At 58.8% G+C, this 25291-nt stretch carries 28 protein-coding genes and 1 pseudogene; 5 read left to right on the forward strand and 24 right to left on the reverse strand.

From position 1 onward, the window contains the following. A pseudogene (locus B3Y70_RS00105) lies at positions 1–200 on the forward strand (protein BatD); the annotation flags it as partial. A gap of 45 nt (positions 201–245) precedes the next feature. Here B3Y70_RS00105 and ccmI read toward each other — a convergent pair. Genes ccmI through ccmA form a run of 9 tightly spaced genes read right to left on the reverse strand, consistent with a single transcriptional unit; the run spans position 246 to position 7487 of the window. Beyond that, on the reverse strand, positions 246–1520 hold the full coding sequence (ccmI, locus tag B3Y70_RS00110) for a c-type cytochrome biogenesis protein CcmI (protein WP_199452225.1): 1275 nt from the start codon (positions 1518–1520) through the stop codon (positions 246–248). Between the two features lie 33 nt (positions 1521–1553). Then, positions 1554–2036 carry a cytochrome c-type biogenesis protein gene (locus B3Y70_RS00115; RefSeq protein WP_286893720.1) on the reverse strand — a complete coding sequence of 161 codons (483 nt, stop codon included), beginning with the start codon at positions 2034–2036 and terminating at the stop codon, positions 1554–1556. Then, positions 2036–2572: a DsbE family thiol:disulfide interchange protein gene (locus tag B3Y70_RS00120; RefSeq protein WP_286893718.1), complete on the reverse strand. Its 537-nt coding sequence runs from the start codon at positions 2570–2572 to the stop codon at positions 2036–2038. Before B3Y70_RS00120 ends, B3Y70_RS00115 begins: the two co-directional genes overlap by 1 nt. Continuing rightward, positions 2569–4566: a heme lyase CcmF/NrfE family subunit gene (locus B3Y70_RS00125; protein ID WP_273029822.1), complete on the reverse strand. Its 1998-nt coding sequence runs from the start codon at positions 4564–4566 to the stop codon at positions 2569–2571. The genes B3Y70_RS00120 and B3Y70_RS00125 overlap by 4 nt, the downstream gene beginning before the upstream one ends. A 34-nt stretch (positions 4567–4600) precedes the next feature. Next, a complete protein-coding gene (gene ccmE, locus B3Y70_RS00130) occupies positions 4601–5080 on the reverse strand; it encodes a cytochrome c maturation protein CcmE (RefSeq protein WP_011785430.1) in 480 nt (159 codons plus the stop codon). A gap of 14 nt (positions 5081–5094) precedes the next feature. Beyond that, positions 5095–5328: a heme exporter protein CcmD gene (ccmD, locus tag B3Y70_RS00135; protein ID WP_273029824.1), complete on the reverse strand. Its 234-nt coding sequence runs from the start codon at positions 5326–5328 to the stop codon at positions 5095–5097. Positions 5329–5331: 3 nt separating this feature from the next. Next, positions 5332–6075 carry a heme ABC transporter permease gene (locus B3Y70_RS00140; RefSeq protein WP_273029826.1) on the reverse strand — a complete coding sequence of 248 codons (744 nt, stop codon included), beginning with the start codon at positions 6073–6075 and terminating at the stop codon, positions 5332–5334. 58 nt (positions 6076–6133) lie between these two features. After that, on the reverse strand, positions 6134–6859 hold the full coding sequence (gene ccmB, locus B3Y70_RS00145; protein WP_224849084.1) for a heme exporter protein CcmB: 726 nt from the start codon (positions 6857–6859) through the stop codon (positions 6134–6136). Continuing rightward, positions 6849–7487: a cytochrome c biogenesis heme-transporting ATPase CcmA gene (ccmA, locus tag B3Y70_RS00150; protein ID WP_273029827.1), complete on the reverse strand. Its 639-nt coding sequence runs from the start codon at positions 7485–7487 to the stop codon at positions 6849–6851. The genes ccmB and ccmA overlap by 11 nt, the downstream gene beginning before the upstream one ends. Before the next feature lie 160 nt (positions 7488–7647). Between ccmA and B3Y70_RS00155 the strand changes: the two genes are divergently transcribed. Both B3Y70_RS00155 and B3Y70_RS00160 read left to right on the forward strand, forming a co-directional pair. Continuing rightward, the gene (locus B3Y70_RS00155) at positions 7648–9012 is read left to right on the forward strand and encodes a flagellar hook-length control protein FliK (RefSeq protein WP_289008917.1); all 1365 of its coding nucleotides are present in this window, start codon (positions 7648–7650) and stop codon (positions 9010–9012) included. Next, complete coding sequence (locus tag B3Y70_RS00160) at positions 9009–9329, forward strand: EscU/YscU/HrcU family type III secretion system export apparatus switch protein (protein ID WP_273029830.1); 321 nt, start codon at positions 9009–9011, stop codon at positions 9327–9329. The genes B3Y70_RS00155 and B3Y70_RS00160 overlap by 4 nt, the downstream gene beginning before the upstream one ends. Here the strand turns inward: B3Y70_RS00160 and B3Y70_RS00165 are convergent. The 15 genes from B3Y70_RS00165 to flhA form a co-directional block, all read right to left on the reverse strand. Continuing rightward, entirely contained in the window at positions 9309–9974 is a 666-nt protein-coding gene (locus tag B3Y70_RS00165) for a protein-L-isoaspartate O-methyltransferase family protein (protein ID WP_286714265.1), read from the reverse strand. The genes B3Y70_RS00160 and B3Y70_RS00165 overlap by 21 nt on opposite strands. A 26-nt stretch (positions 9975–10000) precedes the next feature. Beyond that, on the reverse strand, positions 10001–10393 hold the full coding sequence (locus tag B3Y70_RS00170) for a DUF2802 domain-containing protein (protein WP_286714264.1): 393 nt from the start codon (positions 10391–10393) through the stop codon (positions 10001–10003). A 62-nt stretch (positions 10394–10455) separates the two neighbouring features. After that, complete coding sequence (locus B3Y70_RS00175) at positions 10456–10944, reverse strand: chemotaxis protein CheW (RefSeq protein ID WP_011785440.1); 489 nt, start codon at positions 10942–10944, stop codon at positions 10456–10458. A gap of 129 nt (positions 10945–11073) precedes the next feature. Next, a complete protein-coding gene (locus B3Y70_RS00180) occupies positions 11074–11856 on the reverse strand; it encodes a chemotaxis protein CheW (protein ID WP_273029837.1) in 783 nt (260 codons plus the stop codon). Beyond that, a complete protein-coding gene (locus B3Y70_RS00185) occupies positions 11849–12646 on the reverse strand; it encodes a ParA family protein (RefSeq protein ID WP_011785442.1) in 798 nt (265 codons plus the stop codon). The genes B3Y70_RS00180 and B3Y70_RS00185 overlap by 8 nt, the downstream gene beginning before the upstream one ends. A 191-nt stretch (positions 12647–12837) precedes the next feature. Next, positions 12838–13620 carry a flagellar motor protein MotD gene (gene motD / locus B3Y70_RS00190; RefSeq protein WP_288589022.1) on the reverse strand — a complete coding sequence of 261 codons (783 nt, stop codon included), beginning with the start codon at positions 13618–13620 and terminating at the stop codon, positions 12838–12840. Between the two features lie 19 nt (positions 13621–13639). After that, positions 13640–14380 carry a flagellar motor protein gene (locus B3Y70_RS00195; protein WP_222179981.1) on the reverse strand — a complete coding sequence of 247 codons (741 nt, stop codon included), beginning with the start codon at positions 14378–14380 and terminating at the stop codon, positions 13640–13642. After that, positions 14380–15525 (reverse strand): protein-glutamate methylesterase/protein-glutamine glutaminase, encoded by a 1146-nt coding sequence (locus B3Y70_RS00200; RefSeq protein ID WP_286714260.1) that lies wholly within the window; start codon positions 15523–15525, stop codon positions 14380–14382. The genes B3Y70_RS00195 and B3Y70_RS00200 overlap by 1 nt, the downstream gene beginning before the upstream one ends. Positions 15526–15558: 33 nt before the next feature. Next, complete coding sequence (locus tag B3Y70_RS00205) at positions 15559–17688, reverse strand: chemotaxis protein CheA (protein WP_286714259.1); 2130 nt, start codon at positions 17686–17688, stop codon at positions 15559–15561. An 18-nt stretch (positions 17689–17706) separates the two neighbouring features. Further along, positions 17707–18492, reverse strand: coding sequence for a protein phosphatase CheZ (locus B3Y70_RS00210; protein WP_114433352.1), 786 nt, complete (start codon positions 18490–18492; stop codon positions 17707–17709). A gap of 21 nt (positions 18493–18513) precedes the next feature. After that, a complete protein-coding gene (gene cheY, locus B3Y70_RS00215) occupies positions 18514–18897 on the reverse strand; it encodes a chemotaxis response regulator CheY (RefSeq protein WP_011785448.1) in 384 nt (127 codons plus the stop codon). 161 nt (positions 18898–19058) lie between these two features. Then, the gene (locus B3Y70_RS00220; protein WP_286893696.1) at positions 19059–19802 is read right to left on the reverse strand and encodes an RNA polymerase sigma factor FliA; all 744 of its coding nucleotides are present in this window, start codon (positions 19800–19802) and stop codon (positions 19059–19061) included. Positions 19803–19834: 32 nt separating this feature from the next. Continuing rightward, the gene (locus tag B3Y70_RS00225; protein ID WP_114433356.1) at positions 19835–20647 is read right to left on the reverse strand and encodes a MinD/ParA family protein; all 813 of its coding nucleotides are present in this window, start codon (positions 20645–20647) and stop codon (positions 19835–19837) included. 72 nt (positions 20648–20719) lie between these two features. Next, entirely contained in the window at positions 20720–22033 is a 1314-nt protein-coding gene (gene flhF / locus B3Y70_RS00230; protein ID WP_288589023.1) for a flagellar biosynthesis protein FlhF, read from the reverse strand. 55 nt (positions 22034–22088) lie between these two features. Further along, a complete protein-coding gene (flhA, locus tag B3Y70_RS00235) occupies positions 22089–24263 on the reverse strand; it encodes a flagellar biosynthesis protein FlhA (RefSeq protein ID WP_014421044.1) in 2175 nt (724 codons plus the stop codon). Positions 24264–24486: 223 nt separating this feature from the next. On the opposite strand from flhA, the gene upp reads away from it, so the two are divergent. Next, positions 24487–25125 (forward strand): uracil phosphoribosyltransferase, encoded by a 639-nt coding sequence (gene upp / locus B3Y70_RS00240; RefSeq protein WP_011785453.1) that lies wholly within the window; start codon positions 24487–24489, stop codon positions 25123–25125. A 2-nt stretch (positions 25126–25127) separates the two neighbouring features. Then, positions 25128–25291 (forward strand): solute carrier family 23 protein (locus B3Y70_RS00245; RefSeq protein ID WP_288589024.1); only part of this gene is annotated, 164 nt, incomplete at its 3' end.

A 25291-nucleotide genomic window follows, 5' to 3' on the forward strand; every position in this document is an offset into this window, starting at 1 on the left:
TGACGGAGGACAGCTCGCTGAAAACCGCCTTTGATCGTTTTCAGGCGGGACTGTATTCGGGCCAGCACCGTACCCACGGTGAAAATGCGAGACAGCAACTGCAACGGGAGCTGGAAAGCATGCGCCGGAACACCGGTCAGGGCAAAGAAGCGTCATCGCCAGACCTGCCACCGCTGTATCCCTCGTCTCTCTCGCGCTGATTCCGATCCAGAAAAAAGCCCGTCGAGGTGACGGGCTTTTCACATTCAGTTGGTCAGTTCCTGATTAATCACCAACTCGACAGGTGGTTCCGCTTCCGCCGGGGGCAGCACCTCTGCCTCAACCCGGCCCTCCCAGTCACCGGGCTGCGGATTAACACTTCCGGAACGACTCAAGCGGGCGACCACCACCACATCGTCCTGGCCAGAAATCGCAGATTCAGGGGACATGGCATAACGATCATCCAGCCGGATTTCGGCAGGCAGATCGCCGGCTGTCATTCTGGCAACGGCAACCGGTGCACCGCCCGCCGCAGACGCCGGCCGGGCAAAGATGAACAACACGGTATTGTCAGCCACTTGCTCTCGCAAAGCTTCGTCCAGCGATACCCGTAAAGATACACCCGGACCAGCAGCCTGCTGAGGCTCGGATGCAACCTGGCCCGGCGGGGTTTCACCCAGGCGTCGGTAGGCCTCCTCGATACCGCCACGGATGGCCCCAAGCTGCGGATGGTCCGGTGCCACCTCGGTAATACGCTGCCAGTATTCAATGGCTTCCCGGTAGTTTTGCTGGCCGAAGGCATTGATGCCCATCAGCCCCAGTGCATTGACTTCGTCCGGGTTCAGGGCCCGGGCAGCCGCAATGGCATCGATCACCGCCGGGGTCATCTCGCCTTCACTGGCAAAATAGTTGGCCTGAGCTGCTAACCCCAAAGCTACGGCGCTGGCGTTCCGATCTTCAGACACCACATCGGCCAGACGACGATAGGCCTCAGCCGCTTGCTCATAGCGCTCAAGACGCATGTAGGTCTGCCCCAGCATTGCCCAGCCATCGGCGTTGTCCGGACTTTCCTCAAGCCGCTGGCGCAGCTGGTCCGCCAGTTCCGCCATGCGGGCCGTCTGGTCGCCCTGAGTGGCGTCCATTTCCTGCATGGCAAGGAACTGCTCCACCTGATCCATGGCGCCCCATTCCTGGTAACCCAAATAGGTGCCCACCGGCAATACCAGGATCGCCACCAAGGCAACAACCATGGCACTACGGCGCCCAGGGACCCGCCGTTGAGTAATCGGCTCTTCCGGTACATCATCAAGCATGGCACCGGCCAGCTCTTCCTTCAGCTGTTTGTAGCTCTCTTCATCCAGTATGCCGCCCTCATGCTCATCCTCCAGCTCTTTGAGCCGGGTGCGATAGGCCAGCAGGTTCTGATTACGCAGATCCGCCTCCAGGCGGGCCCGGGGTTTATGGAAAAAGACTGGATAAAGCACAAAGGCCAGGGCCACCAGAATGAGTACGGTCCCGGCAATCCAGAAGGTATCGGTCATGGAAATATCGTCACGTCTCGAAATGAATGGAAGTTATCGGCGTTCAGTGTTGTCGCTCTGGCTGGCCAGAATCTGCTCTGCCCGGGCCCGATCTTCTGCACTCAGGGGCGGCTCGTCTTCTCGCCTCCGGGCACGCCAGACCACACCGGCCACAATCAGAAAACCGCCAATGGTGGCAATCGCCGGAAAGGCCCAGAGCAGGATGGTGCGGTTATCCACTGGCGGCTTGTACTGAACAAACTCGCCGAAACGATTCACCAGGGCGCCAACGATCTGATCATTGGAGGCACCGTCCTGCATCATGCGATAGACCTCGTCCCGCATATCCTTGGAAATGGGCGCATTGGAATCGGCGATGTTCTGGTTCTGACACTTGGGACAGCGCAGTTCAGAGATCAGTTGCTGGTAGCGCTGTTCTTCTGCCCGGGTATCGAAGTCATAGACTTCCGCCACCTCGGCAGTAGCCGACCCCGAGAGCATGATCAACACAGCGCAGAAAACGGGCAAAAAACGCATCAGCTGTTCCCCCTGGCCTGAGCAATAACCGGCAGCAGCACTTCATCCCAGACTTTCTGGTTCACAACGCCCACGTGGCGATAGCGCACCACTCCCTCAGCGTCGATAACAAAGGTTTCCGGCGCGCCATACACACCCAGGTCAAAACCCAGCGTTCCCTTGGGATCGAAGATAATGGTCTCATAGGGATTACCCAACCGGTTCAGGAACCGGAAGGCGGTTTCCCGCTGATCCTTGTAGTTCAAACCCACGATGCGGACGCCCTGCTCCCGGGCCAGATACATCAGGTATTCGTGTTCGTCCCAGCAGGAGGGGCACCACTCAGCCCATACATTCAATAAGGACACTTCGCCCTGGAAAACTGAGGGATCCAACTGAACCTCCGGATTGTCCAGAGACTCCAGACTGAATTCGGGAACGGGCTTGCCGACCAGCACGGATTCCAGTTTGGTGGGGTCCTTGCCCAGGCCGGCAAACAGGAATACCCCCACACCGACGGCAATCAGCAGCGGCAGAAACAGCAACACCCGCTTCATGAGGACGCCTCCGCCACTTTACCCGGAGCTGCCGGCTCGCCGCTTTTCACCGCTTCCTCGTCGCGCACACGGATGCGGTAGCGCTTGTCAGCAATCGCGAGGAAACCACCGATGGCCATCACCAGCGAACCGAGCCACAACCAGCGCACCAACGGTTTATATTGCAGGCGGATAGCCCAGGCATCGTCACTGATGCGTTCACCGATGGCCACAAACACATCCCGGAACAGACCGGCATCAATATCCGCTTCGGTCATCACACTCATGCCAACCGGATACTGCCGTTTTTCCGGATGCAGGTCGGTCACCAGCTCCCCATCCAGATAGACATTGAAGCTGCCGTACTGGGCGGTAAAGTTGGCACCACGACGCTCACCGATGTCAGTAAAGACAATCTCGTAATCCCCCACCATGGCGCGGTCACCCGGCTGCATGCGTACATCACGCTCGATGCCGTAGTTGGAAACCACCGTGGCACCGGCCATCACCATGGCGAGGCCCAGGTGACCCAGTACCATGCCCCAGTAACTGCGGGACTGGCGCTTCAGGCCATGCCAACGCCCTTTGCGCGAGGCGGATTTATCCCAAAGGTCCCAGGCGGTGGCCACAGTCACCCACATAGCGGCAAACACACCCAGGAAAGCCCAGGGCGCAAACCCACCGTAACCGATCATCACCGCGGCACTGGCAATCAGGCTGACGGCCAGTGGCCACAGCAGTTTACGGGCCAGCCAGCCGCCGTCGGTTTTCTTCCAGCGCGAGAAAATCCCGGCGCCCAACAGCAGGCCGGTGGCCACCGCGAGCGGGCTGAAGGTGGTATTGAAGAACGGTTCACCAATGGACAGCTTGCCCAGATCCAGATAATCCAGCACCAGCGGATAAAGTGTGCCTATGGCCACCAACAGGGTGGCGGATACCAGCAAGACGTTGTTCAGGAGCAGGAAGATTTCCCGGGACAGGGAACCATAACGGGAGCGGACATGCACTACCGGCGCCCGGAAGGCATAGAGTGTCAGACTGGCCAGAATGGTGATGCCCAGCAGCGCCAGCAGGAAACTGCCCCGTTCCGGATCCGATGCGAAAGCATGGACGGACGTGAGCACACCGGAACGAACCAGGAAAGTACCCAGCAGGCTCAGGGCGAAAGTGACAATAGCCAGCAACACGGTCCAGCTTTTGAAAACCCCGCGTTTTTCCGTTACTGCCAGCGAGTGCATCAAAGCAGTACCCGAGAGCCAGGGCAACAGGGAGGCGTTTTCAACCGGATCCCAGAACCACCAGCCACCCCAGCCAAGCTCGTAATAGGCCCACCAGCTGCCCAGGGCAATACCCAGGGTCAGGAACGACCAGGCAACCGTGGTCCAGGGGCGCGACCAGCGAGCCCAGGCCGCATCCAGCCGGCCATTGATCAAGGCCGCAATGGCAAACGCAAAGGCCACCGAGAAACCGACATAGCCCATATAGAGCATGGGCGGGTGCATGATCAGGCCGATGTCCTGCAGCAGCGGGTTCAGATCCTGTCCATCTGCCGGTACGTTCGGCAGCAGACGGTCAAACGGGTTGGAGGTCAGGATGATGAACAGAAGGAAGCCAACGGAGACCATACCCAGAACCGACAACACCTGGGAGACCATCACCGAAGGCAGTTTACGGCTGAAGATGGCAACGGCCAGCGTCCAGCCTATGAGCATCAGTATCCACAAGAGCAACGAGCCCTCATGCCCGCCCCAGACCGCGCTGAACTTGTAGTACCAGGGCAACATGCTGTTGCTGTTGTTCGCTACGTACGCGACCGAGAAATCATCCACCAAAAAGGCATGGGTGAGGATGGCAAACGCCAGGGCGGTGAATACAAACATGCCGGAGGCCAGTGGCCGGGCAAATGCCTGCAGGCTGTCACGCCCGGTCAGAGCGCCCGCAAGCGGCACCACGGAGAGAAGTACTGCCAGCAGCAACGAGAGAATCAGTGCAAGCTGTCCGAGTTCCGGATACATCGGGTTTCTCCAACGTCAGAAATGAATTGGGCGCTCAGTACGCCGTGGTTTCCGCGGCTTTTTCCACATCAGCAGACTTGTGCTGCCCCTTGGAAGAGCGCTCCAGCGCCTCGGCCACTTCCGGTGGCATATAGTTCTCATCGTGTTTGGCCAGAACCTGATCGGCCACGAACACGCCCTGTTCGTTCAGCCGCCCCATGGCCACCACGCCCTGCCCTTCGGCGAACAGATCCGGCAGTATGCCCTCATACTGTACTGGCACCGAGGCCGCATAGTCGGTCACCCGGAAATTCACCTTCAGACTGTCGGTATCCCTCGACACACTGCCCTCTTCAACCATACCGCCGGCGCGGATGCGGACGTCAACCGGCGCGTTACCCGCTGCAATTTCCGTAGGATCGTAGAACAGGTTGATGTTCTGTCGGAGGGCATAGGTGGTCAGGCCTACCGCAATGGCGATACCGGCCACCAGAAAGAGCACAATGGTCAGTCGTTTTTTTCGGATCGGATGCATGGATTACCTGCTGTTTATTCCTGGGAAACTTCGACACGGGCGAACGTAGCGGCCTGTTTTGGCCGGGCACTGGTGCTGTTTTCCTGCTGCTGGTAACGGCGTTTGCAGCTGGCCATAACCGCCTGATGATGCCGGGACGACCAGATCATCAGCCCCACCAGCAGAACGGCGAACACGGCATAACAGGCCCAGACATAGGGACCATGGCCTTCCATTGCGATAAATGCTGAAAAGGAATCAAACGCCATCGGTCAGCCTCTCCCCGCCATCACCAGCTCTTTCACCCAGCGGGTTTTCTGCTCCCGCATAACAATTTCGGTTTTCATGCGCAGGCACGCCAGCCAGCCAAACAACAGGTAAAGCCCAAGCACCGAAAGCAGCAACGGAACCCACATCTCGACGGGCATTGAGGGCTTCTCGGTAAGCTTGAACGTGGCCGGCTGGTGCAGTGTATTCCACCACTCCACGGAGTATTTGATAATCGGGATATTTACCACCCCCACCAACACCAGCACAGCCACCGCCCTGGCAGCAGATTTTTCATCATTGATGGCCCGGTCCAGGGCGATGGCACCGCCATAGAGGAAAAGCAGAATAAGCATGGAAGTCAGCCGGGCATCCCACACCCACCAGGTTCCCCAGGTCGGCTTACCCCAGACGGCACCGGTAAATAGCGACAGAAAAGTAAACACCAGGCCAACCGGCGCCACGGCCTTCACGAAGACATCCGCCAGCTTCATGCGCCAGACCAGCGTAACCACGGCGGCGGACGCCATCATGATGTAAATGGATTGGGCGAGAAAAGCAGTGGGAACGTGGATAAAAATGATGCGGTAACTGTTGCCCTGCAGGTAGTCCTTGGGAGCAAACGCCAGGCCCCAGACAAGGCCGGCAAGGAGCAGAAGGATACCGGCCGCCAACAACCACGGCATAAACCGGGTTGCAATCCCGAAGAACCATTTGGGAGAACCCAGTTTGTGAAAGAATTGCCACATCAGTTGGTCACCATCTTCACTGTTATCGTTTGGTTGGTTGCCGGCCCCAAAGAACCGATCAGCTGTTCGAAAGACTGATTCTCAGGGCCGCTGCCGAGGCGAAAGGCGACAGTGTTACCGCCAGAACCAGAAACGCGCCCATCAGAGCCAGGTATCCGCCAACCGGCGCGCCCTCGGCTGCCGCTGCTACTGTGCCGGTACCAAAAATCAGCACGGGAATGTACAGCGGAATGATCAGCAGTGACAAGAGCACGCCCGCCGAGCGCAATCCCAGGGTCAGAGCGGCGCCGATAGCCCCGATCATGCTCAGTACCGGGGTGCCAATCAGCAGCGTTAGACACAGAATTGCAATAGAGTTCCCGTCCAGGTGCACCATAACGCCCAAAACCGGCGCTAACAGCACCAGTGGCAAGCCCGTTAACACCCAGTGTGCGGCTGTTTTGGCCAGCACCAGCAGAAACAGAGGCTGGGGCTGCAGTACCAGCTGCTCCAGTGTTCCATCGTCAAAATCGTGACGAAACAGGTGGTCCAGCGACAGCAACACCGACAGCAAAGCCGCTACCCAAAGGATACCGGCTCCGGACTGTTTCAGAAATGCCACCTCCGGGCTGACTCCCAGGGGAAAAAGGGTTACTACCATGATGAAAAACAGCAACGGGTTCAGCAGATCCTGCCGCTGCCGGAAAGCCACCCGGACATCCCGGGCGAATACTGCCGCCATGGCGGCTATCGGGCCAACCGATTCAGACACAGGTTTCAATGCCGGCCGCCGATCAACGTTCATGCACACCTCCGGCGCCCAGAGTGATGCGTTTCATACCCGGCAACTGCAGCTCATGGTGGGTCGTCACCAGCACCGCACCACCTTCCGCGGCACGTTGCTGTAGCAGCGACTCAATCGCACGGACACCGTCTGCATCAATCGCGGTAAAGACTTCGTCCAGCAGCCAGAGCGGTTCGTCGGCAATCAGCAGCCTGGCCAGCGCCACTCGACGTTGCTGCCCGGCAGACAGATTCCGGCATGGCACATTTTCAAAGCCGGCCAGCCCGGTACCTGCCAGTGCCTGAACCAGCACCTCTTCGCTCACCTCCCGACGTCCGGCCATCAGAGCTTTCAGGTTCTCGACCGGTGTAAGCAATGGTTTGATGCCCGGGCGATGGCCGATGTAAAGGGTATTCCGAAGGAAGGACTCGCGTTGCCGGGCCCTGGGCTCGCCGCACCACAGCAATTGTCCTGACCAGGCATCGTTCAGGCCAGCAAGAATTCGAAGTAATGTTGTTTTGCCGGTACCGTTGGGGCCCTCGACACGGGTAACCGTACCGGGCAGTATGGAAAAGGACAGATTCTGGAACAACAGGCGCTCGTCCCGTTCACACTCAAGATCTATCGCCTGTAGTAACGGCTCGGACATCAGGGCTCCGTTTCAGAGCGATGGATGCGCAGCAGGCATCAGGTGCATGTAATGAAGGACACACAGGTGCCAACATGAAATCAGGGCAATCACTGCCAGCGCGGCGTATTATAACGAAAGCGCCAGCATATTACTCTTGCCCGACATCAAATCGACACTAATGAAACTGAACGGCGGACAACCACCCATTCCCCCGAAACAGCCCGCGCCGGACCAAACCACCCGGAGCCCGGGCAAGGCTAACCCGGGCACCAGCACGGAGCCTGGCGCTGCGCTCTCGGCCAGACAACAACTGGCCCAGTTGCAGCTGGCAGATCGGGAGACAGCATTGGCCAAAGTGGCCGACATCCTGCGACAGAAAGGCGGAAGCCATGAGCTGTTGCTGGAACTGCGAGGACAATCCCTGAAAGTATCGGCAGGCAACCGGCCACCGGATCTGTCCGTAGGTGACCTGATCAAGGTCATGCGTGCCGGTAACGAATTGCAGCTGATGGGCAAGCTGGCGCCGGGCCAGGAGAGCGCAGTCGCCCGGGCTCTCGCGCAGCGACTGCCCTGGCAACAAAACCTTCAGGGTGGCCTGTCCCAACTGTTCACCGCCCTGAGCCAGGGCCTGAAATTGCCGCCCCAACCCGGGCAATTGCCATCCGCCACCAGTGCACAGCCTCTGCCAACGCCCGCGCAACAGGCCCTGCAAAATCTGTTCAATCAGTTACCCAAGGCAGACGCTCTGACTCCGGGCGCCGGCAAGGCCGAGTCCATGGCCACGCAGGTACGGCAGTGGTTGTCTGAAAGCGGCCTGTTTTCCGAGGCTCGATTGTTACAGGCCGGCCCTTCCGCCGCCAGCCAGCCGGATCTTAAACTGGTACTGGCAAAGGTGGTGTCGGCTCTGCTCGCCAGCCAGAACCAGGGGCCAGAGCAATTCAACCGGCTGACACCCCTGGCCAGCCAGGATTTGCTGCAGGCACCATTGCAGTTTCCAAGAGCACCAGCGCCGACCGCCTCTCAGAACACGGGGGAGCCAGCCACGGTCGGGCAGACCCTGCGCCTGCTAGCCGGCATGCTGAACCGGATTACCGTAAACCAGCTGCACAGCCAGACGCTGAATGCCCGGGCCGGCGCCGAACCGGGCGTGCCCGTGAACACTCTGCTGATTGAACTGCCATGGTTAACGCCGCAACAGGAACCCCGAACGGCGCAATTACGACTGGAACAGTACTCTCAGGAGAAGGACGGCAGCAACCGGCCGGAACGGGCCAGCGCCAGTGAGTGGCGGTTGTCCCTGTCGATGGATCTGGACAAGGCGGGCCCGCTGCATTTCGATGTCACTTTTCGGCCTCCGTCCGTGAGCGCTCTGGTCTGGGCGGAAAACCAGACCACCCTGAGAACCGTGCATCGCGAGCTGCCACTGCTGCGACAAAGCCTGAACGACCTCGGGCTGGAAGTCACCGACCTGGACTGTCGCAGGGGCAGCCCACAGCAGATGCAAACCCGGCTGGAACACCGACTGGTGGATACCAAGGCATGACCAACACATCACAGGACAACATCCCGGCCGCTGTCGCCCTCAAGTACGACGGTGAACGTGCACCGGTTATCTCCGCAACCGGCACCTGGGAGCTGGCCGAGGAGATTATCCGGATTGCCCGCGACAACAATGTCCCGTTGTACGAGAATGCCGAGCTTGCCGGCATTCTGGCGCGTCTGTCGTTGAATGAAGAGATTCCGGAAGAGTTGTACCGGGTGATCGCGGAGATTCTGGCGTTTGCTTTCCACATCCGGGGCCGGACACCCGGAGATGCCCGGCCGGAGGAAAAAAACCCATCAGTGGATCAGGGAACGTAGCGCCCAGGCCTGCTGCCAATGCTCACCTTTGCGCGGCGCAACGGCGGTAGACAGGGCCGCTTCGGAAACCACGCCAAGATCAATCAGAATCTGTTCGGAGTTACGGTTGAAATCTACCCAGCCCAGGGTTCTGACCCGTTCCAGCTTGTCGCCTTTACGCTGGAACATGGCGACACTGGGCACCGGCCCCGCCCGCCCCTCCAGGCATACCAGATTCCCGCCCTCGCGCAGGTTCGGCAAAAGCATCTTGGGGTCCGGAATGAAGGTGGTACACAGAATCAGGTCACAGGGCGAGTCCAGTTCCAGCCCGGTATCTGCCGAAGCCTCAACAACATCCACATTATGGGCGCCGTGCTTGAAAAAGCGCTCGCGGGCCTTCTCCACCAGCGCCGGGTTGCGATCAACATAGACCACCCGGTGAGCCAGATCCGCCAGCACGGCGGTCAGATAACCGGAGCCACCACCGACATGCATCACCACGTGGTCTGGTTCGATCTCGGGAATCAGGCCCAGCAGGTGCCGAACCGTTTCTTCTCGGGGAATGGAGTGGCCGGTGATGGAAGGGACAAGATCGGCACCGGAAACAAAATCGGGGCGGGAAACAACAGCGAGGGCCTCAACGGCCCTCTGATACAGTTTCTTCATTCAGCAGCATCCGATAAAACGCCGGATCAGGCCGCCTGTCGCCTCTTCAGGGCGGAAACCAGCTCGGCCTCCGGACGGGAAATTCCGCAGGTATTCATAAGATCGTCGATATCCGCGCCAAGATCAACCAGTCGCGCGGCTTCGTCGTAAGAAATTCGCAACGGGTCATTCTGCCGCATTTCTTCCAGTGTGTTCTTGAGCTCGTGAATCTGCCGTTCACAGGCAACCAGGCGCTGGCCCACGCCAAGACTGCCACTGGTGGTAGCATGCAGTTCACGACCAAGGGTATCGCAACGATGCTTGAGAGAAGCCTGCAAGGCCCGGATACGCCGGCCATGGATAACGCCCTGAACCAGAACCAGGGTGATGGATGCAGCGGTCAGGCCCCAGGGGAGCCAGGAGGGAATGGTGAAACTCATAGTGGACGTCTCCGTTATTGGTGACCACGGAAGACGTCCATCACTGCGCTGTGAAAAGCCGGTTACAGCGACGCGATTTCAGCCCACTCGTGGTCTGACAGCATCTTGTCAAATTCGACGAGAATGATCAGCTCGCCGTTCTTGTTGCACACGCCCTGGATGAACTTGGCACTTTCCTCGTTCCCCACGTTAGGTGCAGTTTCAATTTCACTGGCCTTGAGATAAACCACCTCAGCCACGGAATCCACCAGAATGCCCATCACCTGGCTGGACGATTCCATGACCACGATCCGGGTGGCATCGGTCACTTCCGCGTCCGCCAACCCGAACCGGCGACGGGTATCGATAACCGTAACCACGTTACCCCGCAGGTTGATGATCCCCAGTACATAATCCGGGGCTCCGGGAACCGGCGCGATTTCCGTGTAGCGCAGCACTTCCTGGATCTGCATCACGTTGATGCCATAGGTTTCGTCATCCAGGCGGAAAGTCACGTACTGCAGTACCTGATCGTCCTGGGCCTGATTTTGCTGTCCGCTCGGGGATGCCATAGCACTCTCTCCTTCTCGGCTGCCCGGCGGGCAACCTGATCGTCAAAAATTCATCATCAGTGCCCAATACTATAGTTAAGGGCACAAACCGTGCCAGCCTCACACGGTTTCATTGAGTAACGGAACTGTTTAACTCATATCCAGATGGTGTTCACGCTCTGCCCGCACCAGCAGGTGTGCCATGGTGCGCACGTCAATCAGCGCACACATGTGGTCAACCACGGTACCCGCCAGCCATGGGCGCTTGCTGCGGGCTGTGCGCCAGCGCACTTCATCCGGCCGCAGCGTGAAAGACTGGGCCACATCATCGCAGGCCAGCCCCCACTCACTGTCATCCAGCCGGATCACAAATCGATAATTATCCCGGGCACCAGCCGGTACCCTGCCTGCCATGATCCACTCGGCGGTGTCCACAACCCGCAGGTTGTGGTCCCGATCCGGCCGTATGCCCATGTACCACCTGGGGCTGCCAGGAATTGGTCGGATCTCTTCTTCAATACGATGGATGGCGCCCAACAGAACCAGCGGCACCGCCAGCTGCAACCCTGCCACCGTAAAAATCAGGCACTCAAACGGCTCTTCCGACCAGTCCGGGCGCGCCGGCGGGGTGTCGCCATTGTCGCCCGGGGCCGTTGCTGGCGCCGCTGTCTGAACCGGCTCCGGCGCTTTCTGTTCCACCACAGGTGCCTGAACAGTCGGGCGAGGACGGGTTCTGGTGACAGGCTTTGCTTCGGTTTTTACCGGCTTCGGCAGTTCCGGTTCCGGTTCCGGTTGCGCCACTACCGGCTCCGGCTCAGGCTTTACCTGTTCTTCCTGAAGCGCTGTGCTGGTGGCGGTGTGCAGCAATTCATCCAGATAACTGGCAATGGCCGCTTCCGGCGCCGCCAGCTGTGTCATTTTTCTGTCAGCCATGCTGACGCTCCTTCACCGAACCAGTTCGCTTCAGGAGGTCGTCCAACAAATGATCATAAGCCCGGACACCGTGGGTTTCTGCGTCCAGTTGCGACGGAATAACACCAGCCTGGCTGGCATCCCGGAATTTGGTATCAACCGGTACGGCGAACCGCCAGAGGGTATCCTGATAGGTCTTGCGCAACAGATTAAGGCTCTTGACCGAAGCCTGGGTCCGGCGATCATAGAGTGTGGGAACAATCATGTACGGTAATTCGTTCTTCTGGGAGCGCATGATCATTTGCAGGGTGTGCAGCATTCGTTCCAGGCCCTTGATGGCCAGAAACTCGGTCTGTACCGGAATCACCAGGTACTGGGCAGCGGCCAGTGCATTCACCATGAGCACACCCAGCGACGGCGTGTTGTCGAGAATCACGTAGTCAAAATCATCCCACAACTGGGCCAGGGCACGGGAGACAATCAGCCCCATACCCTCAACGCCAATCATCCGACGCTCCAGGGTGGCCAGTGCAGTACTGGCAGGCAGCAGCGACAGCCCGGGGCAACCGGTATCGGTGATCAGTTGCGCCGGCAGGCCTTCAGGGACCTTGCCCTGATGCTGAAACAGGTCAAACACGCTGTGGGCAATAGTATCCGGGTCATAACCAAACCAGCTGGTCAGCGACCCGTGCGGATCCAGATCAACCACCAGCACACGCTTGCCACGTTGGGCCAGCAGTCCGCCCAGGGCGACCACAGAGGTTGTCTTCCCCACTCCACCTTTTTGATTGGCTACAGCCCAGATACGCACGTTTTGTTCTCCGGTAACGGCTCAGCCTGGCGCCATGCGCCGGCCTCTGTTCAACTTATCGGCAAGGATACGGGTAACTTGAAAGCCGAATCGATGGTTTTGCGGCAACCCCTTGCCGATTCGGACGATGAACAACAGGTAATACAGGAAGTGTGCCAGCTCAGCCATACGCATCTGCCACCGGCAGGTGATCAGCGCACCGCCCCCCGGATGCTTGCATCCCGGGAGATCAGCAGAACCACCCGGCGGTTACGCCGCCGCCCCTCCTCGGTATCGTTGCGGGCCACGGGCTGGTATTGACCATAACCCACCGCTGCCAGGCGCTCTGGCTCGATGCCCTCCAGCATCAACATCCGGGCCACCGCCGCTGCACGGGCAGTGGACAACTCCCAGTTGGACGGGAAGCGGCTGGTACGGATAGGCTGATTGTCGGTAAAGCCTTCCACCTTGACCGCGTTGTCGCGATTGCGCAGTACACTGGCGATCTTTTCGATGACTTCAAAGGAGTCGTAATGGGGCTCGGCATCCCCACTGCCAAAGAGCATGCTGTTCGGCAGGTTAAGCTCAATCCACTCACTGCTGGTTTCCAGGCTCACAACACCCTGGTTGATCAGTTCGTCGAACTCCATGGCAAGCTGGCTGGCCATGGTTCGCAAAGCCTCGGTGCGACCCTCGGCATCCAGTTCCGGATTACGGGGCGCCTCGGTAACCGGCGGCGGAATAACATCTTCATGCTGTTGTTGCGGCGCCCGGACCGGCTGGCCGCCCACGGTGACCGGTTGCAATGAGCGCTGGGGGGCGTTAAAGACACCGGTGAAGGTTTCCGACAGCACCTTGTACTTGCCCTCATTCACGGACGATACCGAGTACATCACCACGAAAAAGGCAAACAGAAGCGTGATGAAATCCGCATAGGAAATCAGCCAGCGTTCCTTGTTGTGGAGATCATCCTGGGGTGGTCTGCGACGGCGCATAGGAAGCCCTGGCCCGGAATTACTGCAGGAAGCCCCGCAGTCTCAATTCGATGGATTTCGGGTTTTCGCCCTCGGCAATGGCGATAATGCCATCGATCATCATGTCCTCATAGCGGGTGCGTTCCTTGACGATGCCCCGCAATTTATTGGCCACCGGAAAGAACAACAGGTTAGCCAGGGCAACGCCGTAGATGGTCGCCACGAAGGCGGTCGCGATTCCACCGCCAAGGGATTGGGGATCTTCCAGGTTGGTCATGACCTGAATCAGGCCCATGACCGCCCCGATAATACCGATAGTGGGGGAATACCCGCCCATGGCCTCATAGACCCTGGCCGACTCCAGATCGCGCTGTTCCCGGGTTTCCAGATCCACTTCCATGATGCTGCGAATGGACTCGGGCTCGGCACCATCAACCAGCAACTGCAGCCCTTTCCGGGCGAACGGTTCCGGCTCTCTTTCCGCCAACCCTTCCAGTCCCAGCAGGCCCTGTTTGCGGGCCTTGACGCTCCAGTCGATGACCTTGCCAATACCATCTTCCAGTGAGATGTAGGGCGGCACAAATACCCAGCGAACCTGCCCGAAGGCACGTTTGAGCATCGGCCAGGAGGTTTGCAGGATGGTCGCCGCCAGGGTCCCGCCAACCACGATCAACCCGGCCGGACCGTTGAACAGGGAACTGACAGCACCACCTTCCAGCAGATTGCCGCCCAGGATGGCCACGAACGCCAGGATGATTCCGAGCAGGCTCAGAATATCCATCAGCTCACACCTTCAACCAGCCGTGCGCCAATTTCCTCCAGCGCCAGAATCTCGTCGCTCAGTCCGGCTTTGGCTACGGCCATGGGCATGCCATAGATAACCGAGGATTTCTCGTCCTGGGACCAGATCACAGAACCAGACTGCTTCATCATCCGGCAGCCTTCCTTGCCATCGGACCCCATGCCCGTGAGTATCAGCCCCAGAGTTTTGCCAGGAAAGCTCCGGGCCAGAGAACCAAAGGTAACATCCACACAGGGTTTGTAATTCAGCCGATCGTCGCCCGGAAGGATCCGCACTTTCGCCTGCCCGCCGCGACTTTCGATCATCATCTGCTTGCCACCCGGCGCCAGCAGGGCCAGCCCCGGGCGGAGCACGTCGCCGTCCTCGGCCTGACGCACCTCAATGCGACACAACTTGTTGAGCCGCTCAGCAAAGGCCGGGGTAAAACTGGCCGGCATATGCTGAACCAGCACAATGGGCGCCGGAAACGAGGCCGGTAACGCCGTGAGCACCTTTTGCAGCGCGACGGGGCCACCGGTGGAGGTGCCGATGGCCACCACGCTGTAATGCCTGGTCGCGGTTTTTCTGGCGGGTCTACGAACTGGCTCGGAGGCTGCAGGCTCTTTACGGGGTTCCGGCGTTGCCGGGCGGGTCAGACGCGAACCAGAACGCTCGGCAGGCTCCCGGCGGGGTTCCGGTGCAGGCGTCGCCGGCCGCGGGGCCGCAGGCGCTGATCGGGCACCGGGTCGGCTACCAGCCACATCCAGAATGCGCTGGATGAGGATTTTCTGAAGCTGACTGGTATCCCTGGCAATTTCCTCAAAATTCTTGGGCAGGAAATCCACCGCCCCGGCTTCCAGGGCATCCAGGGTAACGCGGGCACCTTCGTAGGTCAGAGACGAGAACATCAACACCGGAGTAGGATGCTTGCGCATGATCTCGCGAACGGCAGAGATGCCGTCCATCACCGGCATCTCGTAATCCATCGTGATCACATCGGGGCGCAGCTTTTCCGCCAGCTCGACCCCTTCCCGCCCATTGGTGGCGGCGCCTATCACTTTAATCTGGCCCGAGGCCGTCAGGATTTCCGTCAGCCGTTTGCGAAAGAAGCCCGAATCATCCACGACCAGGACAGAAACTGTCATCCATTTCTCCTACACAATCCCGGAAATTCCTGCTCAGCCGTAGTGCTGCAGGAGGCTCGGCACATCAATAATCAGGGCGATACGGCCATCACCGGTGATGGTGGCGCCTGCCATACCCGGCGTCCCCTGCAGGGCCCGGCCCAGAGGCTTGATCACCACTTCTTCCTGGCCAATCAATTGGTCAACCACAAAGCCGACCTGCTTGGTGCCCATGGCTACAATCACCACGTGCGCGTTCTCCGGCTCGGCCTGACCGGCCGCGCCATGTACCAGCCAGCGCTTGATGTGGAACAGCGGGAACACCTTGTCCCGCACCACAATGCACTCTTTGCCATCGACAATGTTGGTCTTGGTCAGATCCAGGTGGAAGATCTCCACCACATTCACCAACGGCAGCGCGAAAGACTGGTCACCCAACATGATCATCAGGGTTGGCATGATGGCCAGCGTCAGAGGCACCTTGATAATAATGCTGGTGCCCTTGCCCTGCTCGGACATGATATTGATCTGGCCATTGAGCTGGCCGATCTTGGTTTTCACCACGTCCATGCCGACACCGCGACCGGAGACATCGGAAATCTGGTCTTTGGTGGAGAAACCGGCCGCAAAGATAAGATTGAAGCACTCGTTGTCGGTAAGGCGGTCTGCCGCATCCTGATCGTACAGACCCTTTTCTACCGCCTTGCGGCGCAGGACATTGGGATCCATACCGGCACCGTCGTCGACGATGGACAGCAATATATGGTCGCCTTCCTGCTCCGCCGACAGGGTCACGGTTCCGGCTCGGGGTTTTCCGGCCTTCTCCCGTACGTCCGGCGCTTCGACACCGTGATCCACGGAGTTTCGGACCAGGTGCACAAGTGGGTCAGCCAGCGCCTCGACCAGGTTTTTATCCAGGTCGGTTTCCTCACCGTGCATCACCAGGTTCACTTCTTTTTTCAGGCTTCGGGCCAGATCACGCACCACCCTCGGGAAACGGCCGAATACTTTCTTGATCGGCTGCATCCGTGTTTGCATGACGGCAGCCTGAAGATCCGTAGTCACTACGTCGAGGTTGGCCACCGCCTTGTGCATGTGTTCGTCTTCGCTTTCGGAACCCAAACGCTGCAGGCGGTTCCGTACCAGCACCAGTTCGCCCACCATGTTCATGATGTCGTCCAGGCGCTTGGTATCTACCCGAACCGTGGTTTCACCAGCGGGTGCGGCCTCACGGGCAGGCGCGGGCGCAGAGGCCGGCTTGGCAGCGGCCGTGCTCTCGGCTTTGGCTTCTGCTTTCTTTGGTTCCGGGGCCGGTTCGGCCTTGCCGGATGGAGCAGGCGCCGGTTTGGGCTCGCTGTCGGAAGACCCGGCACTTGGGCCGGCGCCCTTGCCATGCAGTTCGTCCAGCAGGTTCTCGAATTCGTCGTCGGAAATCAGATCGGCGTCAGCGGATGATTTTTCTGAACCACCGCTGGTGCTGGTATCTGCCTTGGCTGTTTCCTCTTCCGCAGGCGCGCCGGCAAACTGGCCCTTGCCGTGGAGTTGATCCAGCAAGGCCTCAAATTCGTCGTCGGTAATTTCATCACTGTCTGAGCTGCCGGCGGATTCAGCCGGATTGCTCACCTGCTCGTTGCCGGCCGGTTTCTGGCCGTCGGATTTTTCATCCGCCAACGCGTCCAGCAACTGCTCGAATTCTTCGTCAGTGATATCGCCCTGGTCCCCTTGCTGCCCGACCTCCGCAGACGACGGCTCCGGTGCCGGGGTTGGCGCTTCCGCCGCTGGTGCATCCTCTGACTCGGGTTTGGCGAGGGCGTCCAGGGCTTCGATCAGTTCGTCCGGCGCGGGCGTTGGTTCTTCCCGGTTTCGAACTTCTTCGAACATGGCGTTAACGTTGTCCAGCGCCTCCAGAACCACGTCCATCAGTTCCGGAGTGACCTTGCGCTTGTGATTCCGGAGAATATCGAACACGTTCTCTGCCGAGTGGCAGCAGTTAACCAGTGCCTCCAGCTGAAGGAAGCCTGCGCCCCCTTTCACGGTATGGAAGCCACGGAAAATGGCGTTCAGCAGATCGCTGTCATCGGGATGCTGCTCCAGATCCACCAGCTGCTCCGACAACTTTTCGAGTATCTCGCCGGCTTCTACCAGGAAGTCCTGCAGGATCTCTTCATCAGCATCTAACGCCATGCGTCACCCTCTTTATTATCAGAATCCGAGACTGGACAGCAGATCGTCCACATCGTCCTGTCCCGAAACTACATCTTCCCGCTCATCGGCCTTGATCTGGGGCCCTACCCCTTTTTCGGCCGATTCTTCTTTTTCTTCAATCTGGTGCACCGTGCCGGTCAGCTGATCCACGTGGCTGGCCATCACTACCAAGCCAAGAAGATTGTCTTCCACTTCTTTCACCAAAGCGGTGACCTTCTGGATAACCTGGCCAGTAAGATCCTGGAAGTCCTGAGCCAGCAGGATTTCCGACAGATTCTGGTACAGACTGTCAGAGTCTGTGGTCAGGCCGGCGAAGAACTTGTCGATGCGACCATACAACTCGCGAAACTCCGCAGGTTCCATTTCACGGCGGCGCAGACGCTGCCACTCGTCCCGCAAGGCAACCGCTTCATCCCTCATGGAATGAGCCACGGGCATGCTTTCCTCGACCAGGTCCATGGTGCGGTTCGCTGCCTGGCTGGTCATCTGCACCACATAGGCCAGACGGTCAGAAGCGTCGCTCATCTTCGACAGGACTTCTTTCTGCTCGGCATTACGCGGGTCTATCTGGAAGTTCCGGATTGCCTCATGGAGGCTGCGGGTGAGTCGGCCCACTTCCCGGTACAGACTCTGATCGCGAACCTCGCTCAGTTCATTGATCAGGGTCATCGCCTTGGCATAATTCCCGGCGTTTACATTCTCAGCCAGGTCGGAGGCCTGCTTTTGCAGTTTCTCCGCCACCTCCGGATCAAGGCCCTGATGGTTCTGTTTGGTATCACTCATGGCGAGCCATCCGACCTCTGGTTACTGGATTCGTTCGAAGATTTTCTCGATCTTTTCCTTGAGCACGGCTGCCGTAAAAGGCTTGACCACATATCCGTTTACCCCGGCCTGAGCCGCGGCCACGATCTGGTCCCGCTTGGCTTCTGCCGTCACCATCAGAACCGGCAGGTTCTTCAGGTTTTCGTCAGCGCGGACAGCTTTGAGAAGATCAAAGCCCGACATGCCGGGCATGTTCCAGTCAGTCACCAGGAAGTCGTACTTGCCGCTTCGGAGCATGGGCAACGCCGTGTTGCCATCATCGGCCTCATCTGTATTGGTGAAGCCAAGATCTCGCAGCAGGTTCTTGATGATTCGTCGCATTGTGGAGAAGTCATCCACAATGAGAATTTTCATGTTCTTGTCCAATGGGACCTCCAGTCAGTAACACCCGGAATTCATTCAGCCTTTTTGAAAGTCTAGCAGGCTGCTACCTTAACTGCTTATTGTGTGGTGTTTGCGCACGTTGTAAAGCATCGGTTACCAAAAGCTACACAGCCTGCTGAAAGAGAAACACAGCACCCGGCCGATCAGTCGTTGTCGTCATCCCGCCACTCGGCCAACCGGCTGCGCAGCCGCAGTGCCGCCTGGCTGTGAATCTGGCTTACCCGGCTCTCACTGACCCCAAGCACTGCGCCGATTTCCTTGAGGTTCAGTTCTTCCTGGTAATACAGGCTCAACACCAGCTTTTCGCGCTCAGGCAACTGCTCGATGGCGTCCGCCAGACTGCGCTGGAAAGCGCCGGAAGCAATACCGTCCAGCGGATTATCGCTGGCCTCTGCTTCTTCTATCGGCAGCTCGCCGGATTCATTGAGCTCATCAAGGCTAAAAAGTCGGCCACTGTTGGCGTCGGCCAGTGAAGCGTGATATTCGTCCAGACCAATGCCAAGCTCTTCAGCTACTTCGGCATCCTGGGCCTCGCGCCCGGTACGATCTTCCACTTGTTTGATGGCACTGGCGATTCGCCGGGCATTACGATGCACTGAGCGGGGCACCCAGTCGCCTTTGCGGATTTCGTCCACCATGGCGCCACGGATGCGAATGCCGGCATAGGTTTCAAAGGTCGCACCCTTGCCTGAAGAGTAGCGCTGCGCAGCCTCCAGCAGACCAATCATACCGGCCTGCATAAGGTCTTCGAGCTGCACCGATGCAGGCAGTCGGGCCATGAGATGAAGGGCGATTTTCTTGACCAGCGGCGCATGCTCTTCAATCAGGGCTGAAGGGCTCCTGGCGCCGGCCTGATGGTAAATTCCCAGATTTTTCGCCAATGTCATGTATCCGGTTTTCTTGTAGGACTGGATTCAGATCAGACTTCGACGAGCCGCTCCACGAAGAACTCGAGATGCCCCCTGGGAGAGGACGGCAAAGGCCAGCTGTCCACTTTTTCGGCCAGAGCCCGGATAGCCAGCGAGGCTTTCGCCCTCGGATAGGCATCCAATACCGCTTTCTGCCTCTGAACGGCTTTCTTGACGGCCTCGTCGTAAGGCACGATACCTACATATTGTAGTGCCACATCCAGGAAACGCTCGGTGACCCGGGTCAGTTTTTCAAACAGATGGCGGCCTTCCTGCTCATTGCGGACCTGGTTTGCCAGGATGCGGAAGCGGTTGGTGCCGTAATCCCGATTCATCAGTTTGATCAGGGCGTAAGCATCGGTAATGGAAGTAGGTTCGTCGCAGACCACCAGCAGAAGTTCCTGCGATGCCCTCAGGAAGCTGACCACCGATTCAGAAATACCCGCGGCGGTATCCACAATCAGAACGTCAATCTGGTCGCCCAGCTCACTGAAGGCATTGATCAGGCCGGCATGTTCCATGGCGCTGAGCTGGGTCATACGCTGGGTGCCGGATGATGCCGGAACAATCTTGATGCCACCAGGGCCATTCACCAGCACATCTTTCAGATCACAATCGCCGTTGAGTACGTCTTGCAGATTTCGATTGGCGGTAATGCCAAGCAACACATCGATGTTGGCGAGCCCAAGATCCGCGTCCAGCAAGACAACCCGGCGCCCCTTCTGGGCCAGGGCGATACCTAGGTTGACCGAAACATTGCTCTTGCCGACACCGCCCTTGCCGCCGGAAACCGCAATCACCTGAACCGGATGTGGTCTGCTCATACTGTTATCAGTCTCTTACTACGTTCTTGTACGGGCACGCGTGCCGGTGTTTTATTCTGTCGCTGGCGAGGCTCAGGCACCTTCGGCTATTGCCTGCGCGCTCTGCACGGCCCTGAGCCTTTCTACGCCCAGACGCACCAGCGGGATAGCCTCCGCCCTTTGGAGATCTTCCGGTATCTTCTGGCCATCGGTGTACCAGGCCACCGGCAAGCTGGTCTCCATAACGAATCCGAGCGCTTCGCCCAGGGTCAGGGCTTCATCAATCTTGGTCATGATGCAGCCTGCAAGGTTTGCCATCTTATAGCAATGCCACACGGATTTCATGATACGTGGCTGACTGGTGGCAGAGACCACCAGATGTGTACGGATATTGTGATCGCTGCGAGCCAACTCCGCCAGTTGTTCCTGGTAACCACGGTCGGCACTGGTCAGGCCGGCAGTGTCAATCAGTACCAGGTGCCTATCCGACAGTTCATCAAGAATGTCATCCAGGGAATGGCTCTCATCCACCACCCGCACGGGCACATTCAGGATTCTGCCGAACACAAACAGCTGCTCATGGGCGGCCACACGGTAGCGGTCGGTGGTCACCAGGGCCAACGAATCCGGGCCATGCTCCAGCACATAGCGAGCCGCCAGTTTGCCAATGGTGGTGGTTTTGCCAGACCCGGTCGGCCCGACCAGGGCATAGATCCCCCCGGCATCAAGCCAGTCTTCGCGACCGGTGCGAACGCCGGTCGCCAGCATTTTCAGTGACTGCTTCCAGCCATCTTCCAGGCGCCCGGCCCGGTGCCGTCGGGACAGAGAGCCGGCCAGCTCCGCGCCCAGACCGAACTCCTGCAGCCGCTCGGCCAAGCGTTGCTGAACTGCGCTGTTACCGGCCGGCGTGGCAGTCGCAGCCTTACCACTGACCAGATCACGCAGAGAGCTGATTTCGGCACGCATACTGGCCAGTTCATCGGCATAGCCACCGGCGCCTGATTCGCTACCCGCAACCGGCTTTGCCAGCGCTTCATCACTGAGACGTGACGCCGGAAAATCGGCCGTCTCGAAAGATAAGGACGACGCCACGCCACCTGAGGCGCCACTTCCTGCGCGCTTTTCCCGAACCTCACGAATGCGACTGCGGGACCGGTTCAGCTCCTCTTCCAGCCGACGATGCTGCTCCGCCTGCATCTCGGCCAGCCGGGAGCCGTTGGTGGCTTCAACCGCCCTTTCGCCCAGACGCTGGCGCGCCATGTTTTCGTCGTAGTCGAGTGCCGTCACGATCTCAACGCCACCATCAACGCGGCGGTTAGACAGAATAACGGCATCCGGCCCCATTTCGTGGCTTACCTGCTTCAGGGCCTCAGCCATGGACTGCGCAAAAAACCGTTTTACTTTCATGCTGTTTCATCCTCCCACCGGCAAGCACTCTGGCTTTCCGCGATGCTCCGTCGGTTTATTGACCCACAGAAGCGACTATCGTGATCTGTTTGTTATCCGGGATTTCCTGGTAAGAGAGCACATGCAAACGCTCTACCCCGTAGCTGGCAAACTTCGCCAGTACTGGCCGCAAGGGCCCCGAAACCAGCAGGATGGCGGGCTTGCCAAGCATTTCCTGGCGCTGCACGCTGTCCTGAAGGGATCGTTGCAGCTTTTCCACCATGTTGGGCTCAAGCACCAGACCAATGTCATCCTGACCGCCGGATTGTTGACTCTGCTGAACAGACTTTAGCAATAACTGTTCCAGGTCTGGATCCAACGTGATAACAGGGATTTCGGCGTCGTTGCCACAAATACTTTGGACAATCATCCGGCGCAGCGCCTGGCGGGCTACTGTGGTCAGTACTTTCGGGTCCTGACTCTTTGGATGCACGTTCACGATGGCCTCGGCAATGGAGCGCATATCCCGCACCGGCACTTCTTCTTTCAGCAGGTTCTGCAACACTTTCAACAGGATGCTGATGGAAATCGTGGTCGGCACGAGTTCCTCCGCCAGCTTGGGCGAAATCTTCTCCAACTGGTCCAGCCACTTCTGGGCTTCTTCGTGGCCAATCAGCTCATGAGCGTGTTTCTGCAGGATCTGATTGAGGTGCGTCGCCACCACGGTACTCGCATCAACTACGGTGTACCCCAGGGTCTGGGCCTGATCTTTCCTGTCGGACTCAATCCAGATGGCGTCCAGGCCGAAGGCGGGGTCCTTGCCGGCAATGCCTTCAACTTTGCCAAACACCTGCCCCGGATCAATGGCCAGCTCCCGCTCCGGATGGATCTCGGCCTCGGCAATGGTCACGCCCATCAGGGTAATCCGGTAGACGTTCGGCATAAGATCCAGATTGTCGCGAATGTGCACCGAGGGCATGAGGAAGCCCAGATCCTGCGAAAGCTTCTTACGAACCCCCTTGATCCGACTGAGCAATTGCCCACCCTGGGATTTGTCTACCAACGGAATCAGGCGGTAGCCTACCTCCAGCCCGACAATGTCCACCGTGGCCACGTCATCCCATCCGAGCTCGCGGGTTTCTCCCGGCGCCGGCAGTGCCTGCCCCTCGCCACCCGGACGATCCGGAGAGATTTCCGCACCCTGCCGGGCCGCACCACCAGCCATGCCGCCACGGCCAACAAAACCACCTTCATCCTCAACCGTTTGCTGCTGTTTCTTCCAGATAAACCAGGCTGCGCCAGCGGCCAGCAAACCAAGGCCGAGAAACGCGATGTGGGGCATCCCCGGAATCAGGCCAAGCAGAATCAGGATACCGGCCGCAATGCCCAACGCTTTGGGAGCGCTGAACATCTGCTGAATGATCTGGCCACCCATGTCCTGGCTGGACGTTACGCGGGTAACCATGATGGCGGCCGACGTGGAGAGCAACAGCGAGGGAATCTGGGCAACCAGACCATCACCGATGGTCAGCAGGGCATAACGCTCCATTGCCAGACCAAAATCCAACCCGTGCTGCATCATGCCGATAGCCACACCACCAACGATGTTGATAGCCAGGATCAGCAACCCCGCAACGGCATCGCCTTTCACAAACTTCGAGGCGCCGTCCATAGAACCGTAAAAGTCCGCTTCCTGAGCGATTTCCGAACGGCGTGACTTGGCCTCGTCCTGATTGATCAGCCCGGCGTTCAGATCGGCATCAATCGCCATCTGCTTGCCAGGCATGGCATCCAGAGTGAAGCGGGCACTGACCTCAGACACCCGGCCGGCACCTTTGGTGACAACCAGAAAGTTGATGATCATAAGGATGGCGAAAACCACCAGACCAACAGCGTAGTTTCCCCCAATCAGGACTTCACCAAAGGACTCGATGACCTTACCGGCAGCATCACCGCCCTCATGGCCGTTCAGCAATACAATCCGGGTGGACGCCACGTTCAGGCCCAGCCGCAACAGGGTGGCCACCAGCAATACCGTGGGGAAGGAGGCAAATTCCATCGGCCGCATGGCGTACACACAGACCAGCAGAATGACGATGGACAGAGTGATGTTGAAGGTGAAGAACACATCCAGCAGGAACGCCGGCATGGGCAGAATCATCATGCCAAGCAGCCCCATCAGCATCAGGGGGATGCCGAGGTTCCCCCGCGTCAGGGATTTGACGTTGTTAAGGACTAGAGCTCTGTCCATGCCGGGTCTGTCTCCACGTATCTGTGCCTGCGGGCATTTTCCGGGTCGAAAATCTGACACCAGGGGTCGCTTTCCGGGTGGTATCGCAAGAACCGTACCAGCCCTTGCAAAATTTGACGTCTGAGCACCGTTCAACGCCTGACGCAGCGGCCCAGATACGGTATCCTTTCGCCATTTGCACTATCCCGATTCAAGCCAGAAACCCGAACACACAGGTGACCCCATGCCGATCCACGAAGTGAAGCACCCTCTGATCCGCCACAAGCTCGGCCTCATGCGCCGCGCCGACATCAGTACCAAAAACTTCCGAGAGCTGGCACAGGAAGTTGGCGCGCTGCTGACTTACGAGGCCACCAAAGACTTCAATCTTCAGGAAAAAACCATTGAGGGCTGGGCAGGCCCGGTCTCCGTGGAGCAGATCCACGGCAAGAAGGTAACCATCGTGCCCATCCTCCGTGCCGGTCTGGGCATGCTGGACGGTGTCCTGAGCCTGATTCCGGTGGCCCGGGTGAGCGTGGTTGGCCAGATCCGCAACGAAGACACCCTTGAAGCGGAAACCTACCTGGAAAAACTGGTAGGCGAGCTGGATCAGCGCATGGCCCTGATCATCGATCCGATGCTGGCTACCGGCGGCTCCATGATTTCCACCATCGATTTGCTCAAAAAGGCCGGTAGCACCGAAATCCGGGCCCTGGTTCTGGTGGCTGCGCCGGAGGGCGTGGAAAAGGTTCTGGAAAAACACCCGGACGTGTCCATCTACACCGCATCGGTGGATGAGCGCCTGAACGAGAAAGGCTACATTCTGCCGGGCCTGGGTGATGCCGGCGACAAGATCTTCGGCACCAAGCAGAAGGACGTCTGAGCATGCAGGACCATAACAACGATCCGGTCTGGAAACAGGCTATTGCCGGTTCCCAGATGCTGCTGGTGGCTTTTGGCGCCCTGGTACTGATGCCACTGATTACCGGCCTGGACCCGAACGTCGCGCTGTTCACTGCCGGCCTGGGCACTCTGATTTTTCACATTGT

The sequence above is a fragment of the Marinobacter sp. UBA5687 genome (assembly GCF_002420325.1).
Taxonomy (GTDB): Bacteria; Pseudomonadota; Gammaproteobacteria; order Pseudomonadales; family Oleiphilaceae; genus Marinobacter; species Marinobacter nauticus.